General features: G+C 44.5%; 17 protein-coding genes and 1 riboswitch. Of the genes, 1 reads left to right on the top strand and 16 read right to left on the bottom strand.

What is annotated here, in order from left to right:
* Positions 1–76 precede the first annotated feature (76 nt).
* Positions 77–257: riboswitch (cobalamin riboswitch) on the bottom strand.
* A gap of 45 nt (positions 258–302) precedes the next feature.
* From GLV98_RS02950 to GLV98_RS02900, 11 genes are all read right to left on the bottom strand, one after another.
* Positions 303–2,087: an ATP-binding protein gene (locus GLV98_RS02950; protein WP_202409883.1), complete on the bottom strand. Its 1,785-nt coding sequence runs from the start codon at positions 2,085–2,087 to the stop codon at positions 303–305.
* Positions 2,087–2,803 (bottom strand): response regulator transcription factor, encoded by a 717-nt coding sequence (locus GLV98_RS02945; RefSeq protein WP_160911935.1) that lies wholly within the window; start codon positions 2,801–2,803, stop codon positions 2,087–2,089. Before GLV98_RS02945 ends, GLV98_RS02950 begins: the two co-directional genes overlap by 1 nt.
* 107 nt (positions 2,804–2,910) lie before the next feature.
* On the bottom strand, positions 2,911–4,101 hold the full coding sequence (ccsB, locus tag GLV98_RS02940) for a c-type cytochrome biogenesis protein CcsB (protein WP_160911933.1): 1,191 nt from the start codon (positions 4,099–4,101) through the stop codon (positions 2,911–2,913).
* A 17-nt stretch (positions 4,102–4,118) separates the two neighbouring features.
* On the bottom strand, positions 4,119–5,750 hold the full coding sequence (gene resB / locus GLV98_RS02935) for a cytochrome c biogenesis protein ResB (RefSeq protein ID WP_160911931.1): 1,632 nt from the start codon (positions 5,748–5,750) through the stop codon (positions 4,119–4,121).
* A gap of 28 nt (positions 5,751–5,778) precedes the next feature.
* Positions 5,779–6,330 carry a thiol-disulfide oxidoreductase ResA gene (gene resA, locus GLV98_RS02930; protein ID WP_160911929.1) on the bottom strand — a complete coding sequence of 184 codons (552 nt, stop codon included), beginning with the start codon at positions 6,328–6,330 and terminating at the stop codon, positions 5,779–5,781.
* 53 nt (positions 6,331–6,383) lie between these two features.
* Positions 6,384–7,112 carry a pseudouridine synthase gene (locus tag GLV98_RS02925; protein WP_160912934.1) on the bottom strand — a complete coding sequence of 243 codons (729 nt, stop codon included), beginning with the start codon at positions 7,110–7,112 and terminating at the stop codon, positions 6,384–6,386.
* A gap of 136 nt (positions 7,113–7,248) precedes the next feature.
* Positions 7,249–7,764 carry a spore maturation protein gene (locus GLV98_RS02920; RefSeq protein WP_160911927.1) on the bottom strand — a complete coding sequence of 172 codons (516 nt, stop codon included), beginning with the start codon at positions 7,762–7,764 and terminating at the stop codon, positions 7,249–7,251.
* Positions 7,761–8,351: a nucleoside recognition domain-containing protein gene (locus GLV98_RS02915; protein WP_160911925.1), complete on the bottom strand. Its 591-nt coding sequence runs from the start codon at positions 8,349–8,351 to the stop codon at positions 7,761–7,763. Before GLV98_RS02915 ends, GLV98_RS02920 begins: the two co-directional genes overlap by 4 nt.
* Positions 8,339–9,400, bottom strand: coding sequence for a D-alanyl-D-alanine carboxypeptidase family protein (locus GLV98_RS02910; protein ID WP_160912932.1), 1,062 nt, complete (start codon positions 9,398–9,400; stop codon positions 8,339–8,341). The genes GLV98_RS02915 and GLV98_RS02910 overlap by 13 nt, the downstream gene beginning before the upstream one ends.
* Positions 9,401–10,144: 744 nt before the next feature.
* Positions 10,145–10,738 carry an SMC-Scp complex subunit ScpB gene (gene scpB / locus GLV98_RS02905; RefSeq protein ID WP_160911923.1) on the bottom strand — a complete coding sequence of 198 codons (594 nt, stop codon included), beginning with the start codon at positions 10,736–10,738 and terminating at the stop codon, positions 10,145–10,147.
* On the bottom strand, positions 10,729–11,484 hold the full coding sequence (locus tag GLV98_RS02900; RefSeq protein ID WP_160911921.1) for a segregation/condensation protein A: 756 nt from the start codon (positions 11,482–11,484) through the stop codon (positions 10,729–10,731). Before GLV98_RS02900 ends, scpB begins: the two co-directional genes overlap by 10 nt.
* A gap of 198 nt (positions 11,485–11,682) precedes the next feature.
* On the opposite strand from GLV98_RS02900, the gene GLV98_RS02895 reads away from it, so the two are divergent.
* Complete coding sequence (locus tag GLV98_RS02895; RefSeq protein WP_160911919.1) at positions 11,683–12,156, top strand: DUF309 domain-containing protein; 474 nt, start codon at positions 11,683–11,685, stop codon at positions 12,154–12,156.
* 55 nt (positions 12,157–12,211) lie between these two features.
* Here GLV98_RS02895 and GLV98_RS02890 read toward each other — a convergent pair whose 3' ends face one another.
* The 5 genes from GLV98_RS02890 to GLV98_RS02870 form a co-directional block, all read right to left on the bottom strand.
* Positions 12,212–12,577 (bottom strand): GNAT family N-acetyltransferase, encoded by a 366-nt coding sequence (locus tag GLV98_RS02890; protein ID WP_160911917.1) that lies wholly within the window; start codon positions 12,575–12,577, stop codon positions 12,212–12,214.
* Positions 12,578–12,844: 267 nt separating this feature from the next.
* Complete coding sequence (locus GLV98_RS02885) at positions 12,845–13,309, bottom strand: site-2 protease family protein (RefSeq protein WP_160911915.1); 465 nt, start codon at positions 13,307–13,309, stop codon at positions 12,845–12,847.
* A gap of 19 nt (positions 13,310–13,328) precedes the next feature.
* Complete coding sequence (locus GLV98_RS02880) at positions 13,329–13,763, bottom strand: peptidylprolyl isomerase (protein WP_160911913.1); 435 nt, start codon at positions 13,761–13,763, stop codon at positions 13,329–13,331.
* A gap of 14 nt (positions 13,764–13,777) precedes the next feature.
* Positions 13,778–15,073 (bottom strand): diaminopimelate decarboxylase, encoded by a 1,296-nt coding sequence (lysA, locus tag GLV98_RS02875; protein WP_160911911.1) that lies wholly within the window; start codon positions 15,071–15,073, stop codon positions 13,778–13,780.
* Positions 15,074–15,188: 115 nt separating this feature from the next.
* On the bottom strand, positions 15,189–16,658 hold the full coding sequence (locus tag GLV98_RS02870; protein ID WP_160911910.1) for a spore germination protein: 1,470 nt from the start codon (positions 16,656–16,658) through the stop codon (positions 15,189–15,191).
* Between the last annotated feature and the right edge of the window lie 2 nt (positions 16,659–16,660).

The raw sequence follows: 16,660 nt of genomic DNA, 5'->3' as shown, positions 1-16,660 counted from the left end.
TTAAGACAAACGAAAGGATAAGATCTACGTTCCACGTCATACCGATCGGTTGTCTCAAATGCTCAATCCCCGAAGCTTTGAAACAATGGATCAGGCAGGTCTACTGACTTGTGCGTCATCCTAATCAGGACCCTTCCCATACCCAGCGGTACAGTGGAATTTCCTTTTCGTCTACACTTACAGTTGCGAGGACAGTTCTGGTTTTCCACCAGATTCCCTATCAAGTCTTTTCAGACACCTGAATCCTCTTCATATGAAGTTTCCATAAACAAGATTACATCAATTTTCCGAATATAGCAACATTATTTTTCCTTTTTAGAAAAAGGGATTTTAAAAGTGAAGGTCGTTCCCTCTTTCAACTTGCTATGCACACTGATGGTCCCTTCGTGGGCTTCGACAATGTTTTTCGCAATCGCCAACCCGAGACCTGTGCCTTTTTTATAATTTTTATTTTCACGCTTTCTCGATTTATCTGCTTTATAGAAACGCTCAAATACAAAAGGAAGGTCTTCCTCGGCGATTCCATACCCAGAGTCCTTGACACTTGCAATCCATTCCTTCTCATCTTTTTCAAGAATCACCTGGACCTCACTGCCTGGATCGGAATGGCGAATCGCGTTATCGATCAAATTCGTAAACACTTGTTCAATACGGTCAGGGTCGAAATCGAGAAACCCGAACTCTCCTTCAACCCTCAGGTTTATGTCAACTTCTTTTTCTTTGGCAATTCCACTGAACTTCCGAATGATTTTGTGCAAATAAGGCTCCATTTCAACGGATTCTTCATTCAATTGAATATGTCCCGCTTCCATTCTTGCTATATCCAACAGCTCGTTGACTAGTCGACCGATCCTGAGCGACTCGTCATGGATGATTTGGGCCAGTTCATTTTTGTCTTCTTTTGATTCCGCAATGTCATCCACGATGGCTTCACTATACCCTTGAAGCATGGAAATCGGGGTTCGTAGTTCGTGGGATACATTAGCGATAAAGTCTTTGCGGAGCTTGTTCAGTCTTCTCTCTTCCGTCATATCCCGAAGGACAGCGACAGCTCCACGTACTTTTTCTTTATCATACAAAGGCGTCATGATGATCACCCAGGACCTGCCTTGTAACGTCATCTCGATCATAGATTCATTCTCATCCGTGATGACATCGTTGAACAAATCCCTCAAGGGTTCTGGAAGGGACGTCTGATCAGCGGAGGCAGATGAACCGTTCTTTTCGAACTCATAGGCTTCTAAATATTGTTGGGCAGGTGGATTGGAAATGAGGACATCGCCCTCACGATTAAACGTAATGACGCCATCGGCCATTGATCTCAAAATTCCTGAAAGTTGTTCTTTTTCCTGGTTCAAAGCGTTGATATGAAACTTCAACTCCCTGCCCATCCGGTTAAATGCCATCGCTAATTCTCCGATTTCATCGTGCGTTCGTATCGGTATTTTCGTGTTGAACTCGCCTTTGGCAAGTTCAAGTGCCCCTTCTCTCATTTTAATTAAAGGAGCCGTGATACGCGTCGATAGGAAGAAAGCGAAGATGGTCGTTAAGACGATGGCAATTCCTGCACCAAGGAAAATGATTTTCGTCGTCTGTTCGGACGTTTCTTCAATCGTATCCAGGGATTGATAGACAAAGACAGCTCCGTCCTGGTTATTAAGCGGGGTTCCGACAACCATGACTCCCGTCTCACCATTTCCTAGATCGGCAACTTTTTTGACATCTGCGCCTTCATTCAAAACGGTGGCTGTATCTTCGTCATTTTTAAACCATGCATAATCCAGCACGGGCAGAGAATCGGAATTACTTTCCGAAACCAGTGGTTCATCCTCTCCATTTACAATGACAGCTCGACTTGCCGGATCTTTGACAAGGGCTGTCGTTGAAAGTAAGAGGTCTTCCTCTTGCTCATAGCGGTCCACCACGTCTGAGATTCGGTCCGCCGTTTGCAGCAAATGTCTTTCTGCTTCTACGACATGATAGTTTTGAAAAAACTCGAGGAGAAGAACCGTCAAAATAAAGAGGACAAAGCAAACCAATAGTAAGATAGTGAACCATAACTTCCCGACTACACTACGCCAGAACATCAGTCACCAGATACCTCGAACTTATAGCCGATTCCCCATACCGTAACAATCATCCCTGCTGCTTCTGCAGAAACTTTGCTCAATTTTTCCCGGAGTCGTTTGACATGGGTATCAACCGTCCGAAGATCTCCGAAAAACTCATATTGCCATACCTCTTTCAGCAATTGTTCTCTGTCAAAGACTTTATCCGGAGACTGTGCCATATAGTGAAGAAGTTCATACTCTTTCGGTGTCAGGGCCACTTCCTTTCCATCCGCAGTCACACGGTGGGCGTCATTATCGATCGTCATGTGGGGGAAAACAAGAACGTTACGGGCGGATGTTTCCGTTTCTAAAAACTTCGTTGAAGAAGAACGTCGCAGGAGCGCCTTCACGCGTAAAACGACTTCTCTAGGACTGAAAGGTTTAACGATATAGTCATCCGTACCCACTTCAAACCCTTGCACGCGATTGGCTTCTTCCCCTTTGGCCGTAAGCATGATCACTGGAGTAGCTTTCTTCTCACGCAGCTCTTTACATACTTCAATCCCATCTTTTCCAGGAAGCATCAAGTCAAGCAGGATCACATCATATTCATTCTGAAGTGCTTTCTGCAAGGCTTCTTCCCCATCTTCCGCTTCATCAACGACATATTCCTCTCTCTCCAGGTACATGCGAATCAGGCGGCGGATACGTTCTTCATCATCCACGACTAACACTTTCGCTTCTTGATCCATTTAAAAACCTCCACATCATAGAAATAATACTCTTATGGGTTCATTACATTTATTCTTTACACAAAGGGCAGGCGGAGTTCAAAGAAATCTCGCCTGCCTTTTGTTTTTTATGCATAAGAATGTAAGCCGGAAATAATTAAGTTGACCGCAATCAAATTGAACATGATGATTCCAAAGCCTCCGACTGCAAGCCACGCGGACTTCATTCCCTGCCAGCCTCTGGATAGACGTAAATGAAGGTAGGCGGCATAGAAGAAGAAAGTAATTAGTGCCCACACTTCTTTCGGATCCCATCCCCAGAACCTATCCCAGGCTTGCTGAGCCCAAATCATGGCAAAAATCAGTGCTCCCAATGTAAACACAGGGAAACCGATGGCCACGGCACGGTAAGATACTTCATCGACAAGCTCAGGATTCACTTTTTTGTTCAGGAATGGCTGAATAGCAGCAGCGATCCGTTTTCTTAAGATCAGCCTTGTACCCCAGTATAGGATGACACCACCAAGAAGTGCCCATAGGAAGGTGTTGAACTTCTTCGCCGCATCCTCCCCGCGCATCCATTCCGGTGCTTGGAACAATGGGGACATGCCATCTTCACTTATCAATTCCCCTTGATAAGGTCCAGCAATGGCTGGCATGTTGTACGTAATCTCCACTTGTTGTCCTTCAATCGGTGCCTCAAAAGTCGCTTCGTAATTCATCGCACTGAAGGACGAAGAAACAATGATGAACGCAAGCGTCACGGCAATGACATAAATGACAAACTCGAGCCAAACCGTATGTTTGGAGCGCTTGCTCTGGTCCACCTGGCTGATCAAGAAAATCAAGCCTGCGACAAAACTAACCGACAATATCCCTTGACCAAGAGATGCTGTGGTTACGTGGATGTATAACCAATGGGACTGCAAAGATGGGACAAGAGGTGAAATTTCCGTCGGGAACATGCTTGCGAAAGCAATCAGTAGTAAGGCAATCGGTAAAGCAAATAACCCTAAGAGATCCACTCTGTAAATAAAGTAGAGAACGATGAATGCGAAAACAAGCATCATTCCAAAAAACGTCGTGTATTCAAACAAGTTACTGATCGGAGCGTGACCGCTTGCAAACCACCTCGTAATAAAATAACCGATTTGAGTTACGAATCCGATAATCGCAAGCGTGATTCCGATATTTCCTGCTACGCGGCTCTTCCCTTTCTTTTTATCACGTATGGTTCCTGCAAAGAAGAAGGTCGCAATTAAATAGATGAAAAAAGCAGCATAGAGCAGATTGCCGCTTATGGCTGTCCAATCTCCCATATTTCATCCTCCTGACTCTATGATTTCATTTCATACTGGTCCTGAGGGGCCTCGATGTGAGTGCCTTCAATTGATTTTTCAATATCCATTCTCAAGGCGTACCAGTTTTTATTCGTATGTCCCGCAATCCAGGCTCCGTCTGATCTCGGCTGTAGCCAGATTCGACGATGGTTCCAATACATTCCCTGAATGACACCAATCATGAAGATCGCGCCTCCGAGAGAAATGATTCCTAATGTATGATCTTTTTTGACAGTCAGACCTGTGACATCCCGAGTATCGAAGCCTGTAAGACCAAGTTTATATTGGTTGTTTTCTCCCGCATCGATATTCGCCCCTATACCTAGGAAACTAGTTTCCGGTGTTTCTTCACCTGGTGGATAAAGGTTGAATACGAAAGCTGGGTTCTTCGGATACTTGGAGACAGAAGCCGGCTGACCGTCCTGCATTTCATACTCAGGGAAATAGTTTACGACTTCCACCCGGAACCCTTCGTCCAACTCGTATGTAGATTGTGGGTTCGTCAAATCGACGGTAAACTCGCCATAGTTGGTATCTTCATCATCCTTGTCGTGGATTTTGAAAGACATTTCACTGAATTCATCCAATTGATAACTCGCCTGATAGAGGGCAAAATCATCAAACTTCAATGGATTGTTCAACGTGGCTGATCCTTCTTTTATTGTTTCCAACTCTGGATCAGCACCCGCGACTCCTTGATTTGTCCGCTCATAAATGACAGCGTCCGTCCGGAACGTTTTCGGGATCGCTCCATCCTGATTTTCAATAGCTTCTTTAAATTTCGCATCTTCCGGGTCGTCTTTATCATAGGTTTCTAGAGTAAAGGCCTGATTTTCAATATAGTATTCGCCTTCTGTGCCAGGGATTAGTGTTGTCTCCCCTTCTCTTACCCAAACATGTTCATCGACATAGAAAGCAGGGATAAACCTAAGTAAAGCGCCTAATAGGAAAATAATAAGACCGATATGATTGACATAAGGCCCCCATCTTGCAAAGCGGTTCTTCTCTGCCAGCAAGTGGCCGTCTTGTTCATAAACTTTGAAGCGTCTTTTTTTCAAATTGGTTTTGAATGCTTCATAATCGATGGAATCTGACTTCGTCTCCCCGAACACACGCTGCTTTTTCATGAAAAGCTCATGACGCTTCGGCTGCTGCCTTTTCAACGTTTTATAAAGCGGGAAGAAACGATCAATCGATGCAATGACGATGGATATGCCGATCATGGCAATGAGAAGCATATACCACCATGAGCTGAAAAGGTCATGAAATCCGAGTTGATAATAAATCTGCCCGGCTATCCCGTACTGATCCTTGTAATGGGTCGCAGGATCTGCGCCACCAATAAACACGGCTTGAGGGAAGATCGTTCCGATCGCAGATGCTACGACAGTGATAAAGATCAGGGTGACCCCGACCTTCACCGAAGAAAAGAAATTCCATACCTTATCCACGATCGTACGATTATAGGTTTGTGAACGGCGGGCACTTCCATCATAGCGCATGTTGAGCAGCTTTTTGTCTTCATTGCCGTCGATATGCTGGTTCTGCTCCACAGGTTTCCCGCAAGCTTCACACAGGACCGTGCCTTCTGGACTCACATGACCACATTCACAGGTAATCTCTTTCATAGTAAAACCTCACAATGTCAAGTAGACTCTATTCCTCCGGTGCAATCTTTTGCAAGTGGCCTTCGAGTTTGTCCAACGTCAACGGGCCGATGACTTGCTCTTCAATTTCACCTTCCGGATTGATGAATAGCGTGGAAGGGATCGGACCGATGTTATAAAGATCCATCACTTCTCCGTTTTTGTCTTGCAGAATAGGGAAGCTCAGATTGTATTCGTTCACAAAATTCTCCACCACAAGTTCGGTCGAATCCAAATTGACGGCTAGAATTTCGACACCTTTTTCTTTATACTCCGGATACAACTCTTCCATATAAGGCATTTCATCTTTACACGGCTTACAATAGGTCGCCCAAAAGTTGACCATCACACCTTTTCCTCGCAGATCACTCAATTGAACGGTCTCATCAGTACCGAATTTTTTCAATTGAAAGTCAGGGGCTTTCTCCCCTTTGGCGATCACCGATTGTTCATCCTTGCCGTTTGCGACGAGAGCGAACACGACAAGTCCGACCATCACGGCTAGCATAGCTGTTCTGAAGATGAGGCGCTTTCTTTTTTTCCGAATGGTTTCTTCCTTCATATGACTCACTCCCAACCCATTATAACATTGATTGAAGGCTGTAAATTTGAACGTTATTCAACAGTTTTATCAGCAAGTGCACGTAGCTGTTTCACTTCAAAGGGTTTCAATGGACGGGAATCTCCTGCATTCATCCCGTGTAGGTCCAGTGTTCCGTACCGTTCACGCTTCAATTTGTCGACAGGGTATCCAAGCGATTCAAACATACGACGTACTTGACGGTTCTTTCCTTCATGAAGAATGATTTGTACAATCGCCGTATTCTTCTTCGAATCCGTAGAGGTGACTTTAGCGTGGACAGCCTTCAAATACTCTCCATCTACGGTCATCCCTTTCTTCAACTGCTTCAGTTGATCTTTCGTAGGAATGCCTTTGGTCTTTGCAATATACACTTTGTCCACTTCATGGCTTGGATGCATGAGTAAGTTAGCGAATTCTCCGTCATTGGTTAACAAAATCAATCCAGATGTATCATAATCCAGCCGGCCGATCGGGAAAATCCGTTCCTTAACTTCCGGTAAAAAGTCTGTGACTACTTTACGTCCTTTATCATCACTGACACTCGAAATGACACCGCGTGGTTTATATAACAAATAGTAGACAGGCTCCTCTTTATCGATCGGTACTCCTTCTACTTCAACATCATCATTTTTACCAACCTTCGTTCCTAATTCTGTTACTACTTTTCCATTGACCGTCACCTTGCCATCAACAATCAATTTTTCTGCTTTTCTTCGTGATGCGACACCTGCGTGGGCGATCACCTTTTGTAGTCGTTCCATATCTGCCATACGACCGTCACCAACTTTCTTTGAAATCACTTTTTTTCATGAAATGGAGCCACGCTCACAAAGCGCGGCTCATCCGTTCCTCTACATTATACACATTCTATAAAGTTTTGAACAAAAAATCACCCTATTAACCAAATAGGATGATCACAATGACAATTGATGCTATTATACCAACCAAATCGGCCATGAGTCCAACTTTCAAAGCATCCCCCATTCTTTTGATCCCAACGGCACCGAAATAGACCGTGATAATATATAGCGTCGTATCGGTACTTCCCTGCACGACAGATGCGAGGTAGCCGATAAAAGAGTCAGGGCCAAACGTGCGGATCAGCTCTGTCGTCATACTGAGTGCGGCCGTGCCTGAAATCGGCCGGATGAACGCCAGAGGGAGAATTTCAGCTGGTGCCCCAACCAAAGACATCAGAGGTTCGAACAATTTCACGATGGCTCCCATCGCGCCAGATGCCTGGAAAACAGCAATCGACACCATCATCCCCAACAAAAAAGGAAGCAAACTGATGGCAATTTGAATCCCCTCTTTACTTCCTTCCACAAATACTTCGTAAGAGGGCACCTTCTTAACGGTTGCCGTCACCAGCACAAGTAAGATGATGGATGGGATGAGCCATATGCTGATCATAAGCGCATCGCCCTCTCCCTTTTATAATGAAAATAACGGTCAATCAATAAAGCGGCAATGGTAGAAATGATGGTAGCCAAAATGGTAGCACCTACGATGGAAGTCGGATCTTGGGATTCATACTTCATCCGAATGGCAATTACAGTTGTCGGAACGAGAGTGAGAGATGAAGTGTTGATGGCAAGGAGTGTGATCATCGATCGACTCGCTTTATCCGATCCTGACAGCTTTTTCAATTCCTTCATCGCTTTGAGCCCCATCGGCGTAGCGGCATTGCCAAGACCGAACATATTCGCTGTCATATTGGACAGGATGTAACCGAGCGCAGGATGGTCTTCTGGAATATCTGGAAAAATGCGTTTGACAAGAGGCCGGAAGATTTTCGCCAGGCCTGCAAGAAGGCCCGCCTCTTCAGCAATTTTCATTAGTCCAAGCCAAAAAATGAGAACTCCTGCAAGACTCAGAGTAATCATGATCGCCTCATCCAATGTTGAAAATATCGCTTTATTCACGTCCTCCATCGTACCGTTGAAAGCGGCATAGATGATTCCCGTAATCGCAAGGAATGCCCAAATCAAGTTGACCATGGCGCAACCCCCATCATCCTGTTCAAGAAGTTCTTCACTTCTGAAAAGAAAGATTGAGAAGGGCGTTCATTCCAAACAGGGGCTTCAACTAACGGTGTTTGTCCGATCATGAAGTATGTCACACCTGCTAAATTCGACTGCCCCTGCTGATCATAACGATAAAAAGTTGCCTGTAGATCTTCTTTTTCAGATAAAGTGAGAGGATAATAGATATCTCTTGGAATATATAAAGATTGACCGTTCACTTCAACGGTACCTTCACTTTGAAGTTTCACTGTTTCGAAGTTATCGAATCCCCACTCGAACATCCTTGTATGGTCATTCCAATCATCAGGAGCATTCAAAGTAACAGCAATAAGCTCCATGCCATCTTTTTGGGCACTTGTCACCAAAGTCCGTCCAGCAGCTTTTGTAAATCCGGTTTTCCCACCGTTCGTCGGTTCATAATATTGGGTCAGCATTTTATTCTTATTCTTCCACGAGTATTCACGATTTTCCGAACGATACATTTCGCTGCCAGTCACTTCTCGGAACGTATCATTTTTCATGGAGTAAGCCATGAGCAGACCTAAATCATAAGCACTTGAATAATGAGTTTCTCCATCCAGGCCATGCGGATTTTCAAAATGGCTGTTATTCATTCCTAGCCATGCCGCTTTTTCATTCATCAGCTGCACAAAACCTTCGACACTTCCGCCCACATGTTCGGCAATCGCTACAGCTGAATCATTCCCAGACCTCAGCATCAATCCATATACTAGATCTTTCAAAGGAATTTTTTCTTTCTCCGTCAAATAAATGGAGGACCCTTCTGTATAAACGGCCCTTTTACTAACTTTCACTTTCTCTTCCATCATTCCTGATTCAATCGCTATGATCGCGGTCATGATCTTTGTGGTGCTTGCAATCAATGTAGGATCATAGGCATTCTTTTCATACAACACACGTCCTGATTCTGCATCCATCAGAACGGCCCGCTCCGCAGATACCGATATATTAGGATTCGCTTTTACCTGATCCACCATAAAGATTGGAAGTAGTAAAGTCATGGCTACAGCTACATAAAAGAACCTTCTCAAGAGGACTTCCTCCTATTCACATCATTTGCTTCAACTTATGCAAAAGCGTACAAGCTTATGAGTAATAGAAAATCCATCCATAGTAAAAAGCGCAACACAATAAGAGTTCTTAAAATATATGGCAGGATTCTGTAAGACTCTATTTCGATACTTTTGTGTGAGTTTAGGGGCTGCGGTAAAAGGTCCGCTTTCCATGGGGCGGGCGCTGAGCCTCCTCAGGCTACGCCTTGCGGGGTCTCAGCTGTCCCGCACACCCCATAGGAGTCTCACCGTTTCCCTCCGCCCCTTAGCCATATGTGTCTCTCCTAACCCCTCTTAAAGTAACTAGCGATGTTAGTGAAGAAGCTTTCATTTGCTACAACATGATAGTAGTTTCAACCAAAGAAACTGCACAAATAAGGCAAGGGAGCAGGGTCTGGGAAACGTCCGCATGAAAAGCGAATGGAGACATGAACGTGTGTGTTTTTCTACTGACTGATCCTAAACACTGCAAATCGTCGTTTCCCTGACCCCGTATCCATGGCTAGGAAGAGTCATTTATTATTTCAACTAGGTAAAGCATACTTTATGGATATTCGGTAGGTCCTCTTTGCACTCCCGCGAAAAGCGCGTCATCCCCCGAGCCCCCACCCACTTAACAAAAGTCCCGAAACCGAGCCTTCAAGAATAGGAAGCTTATATAGAAAAAAGCTGTTCCTGGTGGGGAACAGCTTTTTAGTCGTCGGCGAAGGGGTCTTCGTTGAATTTTTCAAAGAAGAGATCGGCTTCTCCGTCTTCCTCTCCTTCGCCCTGCTTGAGCTCAGAAAGAGGCGGAAGTTCTTCAATGGACGTCAATCCGAAATAGATTAGAAAATCTTTGGTCGTTCCATATAAAATCGGACGTCCGATGGCATCTTTCCGGCCTTTTTCTTCAATCAAACTACGGTTTACAAGCGTCTGGATAGCACGGTCACTTTTGACACCTCTCAAATCATCGACTTCTATTCTTGTAATCGGTTGTTGATAGGCGATGATGGCGAGCGTTTCAAGGGCCGCTTGCGAAAGCCTGGTAGACCCTGGTGAATCCAACAGACGCTTGTAATAGGAAGCATGCTCCGGCTTCGTGGTCAAATGTAACGTTCCTTGCGAATCCATGATGGTCAGACCTCTGTTTTTCGATTGATAGTCTTTCATCATTTCTTCCATCAAAGATTTGAACGTTTTCGTATCCAATTCCAGTAGGTTGGTCAGTTTCTTTTTTGTGATTCCTTCTTCTCCGGCCGCAAAAAGTAAGCCTTCGGTTATCGCTTTGTAGTCTTCTAACTCCATGGTGCATCCTCCGTCTTATATACGATTAGTTCATCAAAATGTTGTTGTTGGATACATACGATGTCATTGCTCTTCATCAACTCAAGTAAAGCGATGAAGGTGACGACGATATGTGGTCGTGTTCGTTTTTCAAATAGCTGATGAAAAGGAGTGCCACCTGCTTGAACATCAATTCTACCGAGAATTTCTTCCATTCTCATTTGGATAGGAATCTCATCTCTGCGGACTTTCGCTTCCTGCGGCTTTTCTGTTTTAGCCCGCTTTAATAGATTGCCCATCGCTTGAATCATATCGTAAACGGAAGCTTCGCCAGGGCGTACTTCCGGCATTTCTTCTTCCCAGCCTTCCATATTCAAAGGGGGACGGGTGTAGATCCGGTTGGCATCGAGTTCTTTTTCCTTCAGTTCCTCTGCCGCTTGTTTATATTTACGGTATTCAATCAAACGGCGCATCAGATCTTCGCGAGGGTCATCTTCGAGCTCTCCATCTTCGAATTCATCTTCCATGTTCTGATTAGGGAGAAGCATCTGACTTTTCATGGCAAGTAAGGTAGCAGCCATGACCAGGTATTCGCTCGCGAGATCCAGCTCAAGCTCCTGCATCGTATGGATGTAGTTCATGTACTGATCGGTAATTTGGGAAACGGGTATATTATAGATATCGACTTCGTATCGATTGATCAGGTGTAAAAGAAGATCAAGAGGTCCTTCAAAACCTTCTACTTTCACTTGGTAGCTTTTTTTCATATCATTCTTCCTTTACGTTCCAATGTTCTTTTTATAATGGTATCAAAAAATACCCTGCTGTGACAGCATGTATTTAAGGACTATAAATGTCTTTCGTTTTATATCTTCTGTTCAGTTATACTATAGGTAGAAGTACAAGATCCTGTTTAATCAACAACCAAGCTTCTCATGGTTGGATCAAAGGAATGGATAAATGATATGTATCCGAAAGCTTATATTGAATTCCTAGCACATTTCCACGGGACGAGAGATTATTTTGAGTGTCATGAAGTCCTTGAAGAATACTGGAAAGAAGTAGATCCTCGCAACCGATCTTCCATCTGGGTTTGGCTGATCCAAATCGCCGTAGCTATGTACCATGATCGCAGAGGCAATCAAAATGGAGCAAGGACTCTGGTCAAACGGTGTTTGAGAAAGAAAAGAGACCACGAGAACGAACTCCCACTCCTCGGCTTGGATGGAGAACGCCTGGAGAAACAGTTGGAAGAATTCGAAGCGCGTTTGGATGATGGGGTCCCTTACCGCAGCTGGAATATGCCCATCATTGATATGGAACTGCTTAAAGAAGTCCATCTTCTATGCCAACAATGGGGTGTTGCCTATGGGTCTCCAAGTGACATGTCCAATGAATCCCTTGTTTTCAAACACAAAAGGAGAAAAGAGTCCTTTTAAATTCAATGATAAAACGAAACAAAGGAGGTGTCGCAAATCGACACCTCCTTATTCTTTATAACTGTGAAGAGGCACTTTCTTCATCACATTTCTCGATGAATGATTCAGTAGCCACATCCGCGCATACGTGACATTCATCTTTAAAGTGATCACGGACACGGTGGATCATCTGTCTTCCAATCCCAGTGTTACGATGGGAAGGATTGACGGATACGTGCTGGATGACGGCTTTGCCATCTTCCAAACGGACGCCGACCGCTCCGAGGATATCTTCCTCTTTCCACAAAAATAGATTCCAATCCGGATTGGAATCGTATTCCTTTATAATTTCCTGAAGTGTCTTGACGTCTGAAACTTCAGGCATGAAAGAAAGCAAACCCATCGCAATCTTTTCAAATGATTTTTTATAACGAATTAACATATTAACCCCTCAATTATGAAAATAACTTTCCTAGAGTTCCAGATGATCGACCGTTGGATCGAAAAGAGAAATTTGTTACTTTCAATCATTGTCTAATTCTACCTTTATGTCAAGTTTACATGACGATGACGAACCAGTAATATAAACCCCAACCGATGCTGAACAACGATAAAAGCGTAAACAGCATCCAATTTTTCATTTTCATTATACGTTGCCCCCGGTTTTTTGTGATTTACCCCGCTACATAGAATATAGCATAGCCCAAAATTATTCAAGCCTGTTCAAAAACCGCCGTTTGACAATCGACCAAAGCCGATAGCCGTCAGAATCTTTTCCTTTGATTGAAAACGGAACAAGGTTCATGAGAGCAAGATACATATTGAAAAGAAAAGAGATGCGGAGGACGTTACCGCCTTGTTCCTTAAACCATAAGAACAAAACGAAAGCCGTTATAGCATTGAACAAAGGGCCGCCAATACTGATCCAAGCTTCTTCGAAATCCTTGAACGGACGTTTCCGTTCATTCACCGAGTAAGCTCCCTGGAAGAAAAAAAGGTGGAAGTACACATGGATCCCGCCTTTTCTCCATTGCCCGATCACTTTTCCCCGGCCAAGGTGAAGGACACTCTGGTCTGCCCTGAAGTACAGGCCTGGGAAAAGGTGACCAAGCTCATGGATGAAGAGACTCAAAGGTGCCACTAAAAAAATCAATACGAGTAGTGTGACAATCATGAAGGGCTCTTTTTAGTGATTATTTGTCCTCAACGCGGACCTTTTGCATCACATCTCCGACACGAACACGATCGACCGTGTCCACGCCTTCTACCACTTTACCGAATACGGTATGACGGCCGTCCAAGTGTGGCTGAGGAGAGTGACAGACGAAGAATTGGCTTCCACCTGTATCTTTTCCAGCATGGGCCATGGAAAGGGATCCTCGCTCATGCTTGTGAGGGTTGCCTTCGGTTTCACATTTGATCGTATAGCCAGGACCACCCGTTCCTGTTCCTTTCGGGCACCCGCCCTGAATTACGAAATCAGGGATGACACGGTGGAATGTCAATCCATCGTAAAATTCATCATTGGCCAGTTTCTCGAAATTCTCTACCGTTTTCGGTGCTGCTTCATCGTAAAGTTCAATCAGCATTTTCTCTCCATTTTCAAATTCAATCGTTGCTTGTTTCATTTCTCATACCCCTCTCATTTTTCATAAGATAAATCAAGTCGTGTCATCTCTTGATAGCTCTCTCTTCTGACGACAAGCTGATGCTTTCCGTCTTCGACAAACACGACGGCCGCTTTTTGAAAGCGGTTGTAATTGTTAGCCATAGCATAACCATACGCTCCTGTGCTGAAAACTGCAAGTCTGTCTCCATGTTCAACGGTCGGTAGCGCCACATCCCATATTAGCATATCTCCCGATTCACAGCACTTTCCAGCTATGGAATACTCTTTTTCCGGTGTTTGATCCATTTTTTCTACCAGTGCCGCTTCGTATTTCGCCTGATAAAGGGCCGGACGGATGTTATCGGTCATCCCGCCGTCCACAGATACATAGGTCCTTACATCAGGAACTTCCTTGATCGAACCGATGGTATAGATCGTTGTACCTGCTTCCCCGACAATTGCACGCCCCGGCTCGATCCAGATTTCCGGCATAGGATAATCGTACTGGGAAGAGAGGTTTTTCACTTCACGGATGAGGGCATGGGCATATTGGTCCAGCTCTAGCGGTTCGTCCTCTTTCGTATATTGAATCCCGAATCCGCCGCCTAAATTCAATACGGTTGCTTCATATCCGTGGCGGTCCCGCCAGTCGTTCAAAGTAGTGAAAAGCTTCCTCGTCGCCATTTCGAACCCTCTCGTCTCGAAAATCTGTGAACCGATGTGGCAATGAAGTCCTGCTAAACGAATGTTGGCATCCTCCTGGACTTTCATGAATGCCTCCTCCGCCTGGCCACTGCTTAAATCGAAACCGAATTTAGAGTCTTCCTGCCCTGTCAAAATATAATCATGGGTATGGGCTTCGATCCCCGGTGTCACCCTCAACAGAACGTCCATTTCTTTGTTCTGCTCTTGGAGGATGGAGTGAAGGAGTTCAATTTCATAAAAATTATCGACGACGATACATCCGATTTCATGTTCAACCGCCATCTCCAATTCACGGATACTTTTATTGTTTCCATGCATGTGGATCTTTTCTACAGGGAAGCCTGCTTCAAGGGCTGTATGTAGTTCTCCTTCAGAAACGACGTCCAAACTGAGTCCTTCCTGGTTAGCCACCTGCAGCATGGCTACAGAAGAAAATGCTTTGCTCGCATAGGCGACTTGAGCTGGTACATCGTTCTTCTTGAACGTTTCTACGAATGCACGAGCCTTTTGTCTGATTTCACCTACATCATATACATAAAGAGGGGTGCCATATTGTTCGGCAAGATCTGCAGCTGGAACTTGTCCAATTAACAATTGGCCTTTTTCATTAACTTCATGATTCATCGTAACCCACCTTTTCTACAAACATAGAAATGATAAAAAGAAAATGCCCCTTGGAAATCAAAGGACATCAAGATTTATTTTAATTTATCACATTGCTAAAGAACGGGCAATACGATTATTTCTGACGGTGATTGTTTTGAGGATGAACTACGCTCGGCCTCACTTTCAGGGATGGCATACTGAGACGGAGAATAATTTGGATTGCCGCTTTTCCGTTGAACGGAAGAAATGGCCACAAATAGGGGGTGTTCAACGACTTCGTATTCGCTAAAAGCAGAACATAAGCTAAAAACCCACCCATAAGCCCTTTGATCCCGAATATCGCGACTAATATCACAAATAGGATCCGTGCCATTTTATTGGCGACAGATAATTCATAACTCGGCGTTGAATAGGAACCGATCGCAGCAACAGCTACATAAAGAATGACTTCGGGTACAAACATTCCTACGTCAATGGCTATTTGCCCTATAAGAACAGCGGCAATAAGTCCCATAGCTGTCGATAAAGGTGTCGGTGTATGGATGGCTGCAATCCTGAGCATCTCCAAACCTAAATCCGCGATTAAAATTTGAAAGATGATGGGAATCGTGCTCTCCTCATTAGGTCCAATGAAAGCCAGCGGTTCAGGAAGCAAATCCGGCTGCATGACGAACAGCATCCATAATGGCAGAAGAAAGACCGAAGCAAAAATCCCAAAAAAACGCACCCATCGCACAAAAGTCCCAACAGGAGGTGACTGCCGGAATTCTTCCGCATGCTGAACATGGTGGAAGTATGTGGTCGGAGTAATGATCGTACTTGGTGACGTGTCCGTCATGATCACCACATGTCCTTCAAATAAATGCGAAGCGACGACATCCGGACGTTCCGTATATCTTACGAGCGGAAACGGATTCCTTCCCTGATTGACGATATACTCTTCCAAACTTTTATCCGCCATCGACAACCCGTCGATATCGATCTTTTGAATTTCATCTTTTAATAACTGCACGAGCCCTGGATCGGCAACATCTTTGATATAAGTAATACAAACATCTGTTTTCGAACGATTCCCGACCTGCATAATTTCATTTCTTAACCGTTCATCTCTTATCCGGCGTCGTGTAAGGGCTGTATTTTCTATGATGTTTTCGGTATAACCGTCCCTCGAACCACGGATGACCTTTTCTGTATCCGGTTCCTCAGGAGTCCTTCCTGGATATGTCCGCACATCAACGATGAAGGCTTCTGTTTCTCCATCGACGAAAATGACCATCAACCCGGAAAGCATCTGAGTGATACACTTATCGATATCAGAAGTCGTCTCTACTTGCTGATGGGGAATTTCATCCTTGATGGCCTTAAAAACAGAATCGACGTGGTCCTCGGTATCATTCATTTCCATCAATTGACGCATCACTTCTACAACGATTGGGGTCTCTACCAACCCGGTGACATAATAGAAGTTCACCTCAACACCGAGCAGGGTCAGCGTACGGAAACCTGCATCGAATGATTGGTCTACGCCAATGCGTTCATTCATCGTCTTCCGGTTTTGATCGAGCTTCATGACGATGGGTGTCTCTTTATTTTTCGTAGGCATAA

Origin of the sequence: Halobacillus litoralis (assembly GCF_009856415.1) — a bacterium.
GTDB classification, from domain to species: Bacteria; Bacillota; Bacilli; order Bacillales; family Halobacillaceae; genus Halobacillus; species Halobacillus litoralis_C.
Note: the sequence above shows the minus strand (reverse complement) of the source record. Positions and strands in the feature narration are given on the sequence as shown.

Bases quoted from the DNA above. Each gene is read 5' to 3' on its own strand.
- GLV98_RS02895 (WP_160911919.1), top strand. From the start codon at position 11,683: ATGTATCCGAAAGCTTATATTGAATTCCTAGCACATTTCCACGGGACG.
- GLV98_RS02950 (WP_202409883.1), bottom strand. From the start codon at position 2,087: ATGTTCTGGCGTAGTGTAGTCGGGAAGTTATGGTTCACTATCTTACTA.
- GLV98_RS02885 (WP_160911915.1), bottom strand. From the start codon at position 13,309: ATGATTGTCACACTACTCGTATTGATTTTTTTAGTGGCACCTTTGAGT.
- GLV98_RS02945 (WP_160911935.1), bottom strand. From the start codon at position 2,803: ATGGATCAAGAAGCGAAAGTGTTAGTCGTGGATGATGAAGAACGTATC.
- scpB (WP_160911923.1), bottom strand. From the start codon at position 10,738: ATGGAGTTAGAAGACTACAAAGCGATAACCGAAGGCTTACTTTTTGCG.
- GLV98_RS02925 (WP_160912934.1), bottom strand. From the start codon at position 7,112: ATGGAACGACTACAAAAGGTGATCGCCCACGCAGGTGTCGCATCACGA.
- GLV98_RS02880 (WP_160911913.1), bottom strand. From the start codon at position 13,763: ATGAAACAAGCAACGATTGAATTTGAAAATGGAGAGAAAATGCTGATT.
- GLV98_RS02870 (WP_160911910.1), bottom strand. From the start codon at position 16,658: ATGCCTACGAAAAATAAAGAGACACCCATCGTCATGAAGCTCGATCAA.
- GLV98_RS02920 (WP_160911927.1), bottom strand. From the start codon at position 7,764: ATGATCAGCATATGGCTCATCCCATCCATCATCTTACTTGTGCTGGTG.
- lysA (WP_160911911.1), bottom strand. From the start codon at position 15,073: ATGAATCATGAAGTTAATGAAAAAGGCCAATTGTTAATTGGACAAGTT.
- resA (WP_160911929.1), bottom strand. From the start codon at position 6,330: ATGAAGGAAGAAACCATTCGGAAAAAAAGAAAGCGCCTCATCTTCAGA.
- GLV98_RS02890 (WP_160911917.1), bottom strand. From the start codon at position 12,577: ATGTTAATTCGTTATAAAAAATCATTTGAAAAGATTGCGATGGGTTTG.
- GLV98_RS02915 (WP_160911925.1), bottom strand. From the start codon at position 8,351: ATGGTCAACTTGATTTGGGCATTCCTTGCGATTACGGGAATCATCTAT.
- resB (WP_160911931.1), bottom strand. From the start codon at position 5,750: ATGAAAGAGATTACCTGTGAATGTGGTCATGTGAGTCCAGAAGGCACG.
- GLV98_RS02900 (WP_160911921.1), bottom strand. From the start codon at position 11,484: ATGAAAAAAAGCTACCAAGTGAAAGTAGAAGGTTTTGAAGGACCTCTT.
- GLV98_RS02910 (WP_160912932.1), bottom strand. From the start codon at position 9,400: ATGACTTTACTACTTCCAATCTTTATGGTGGATCAGGTAAAAGCGAAT.
- ccsB (WP_160911933.1), bottom strand. From the start codon at position 4,101: ATGGGAGATTGGACAGCCATAAGCGGCAATCTGCTCTATGCTGCTTTT.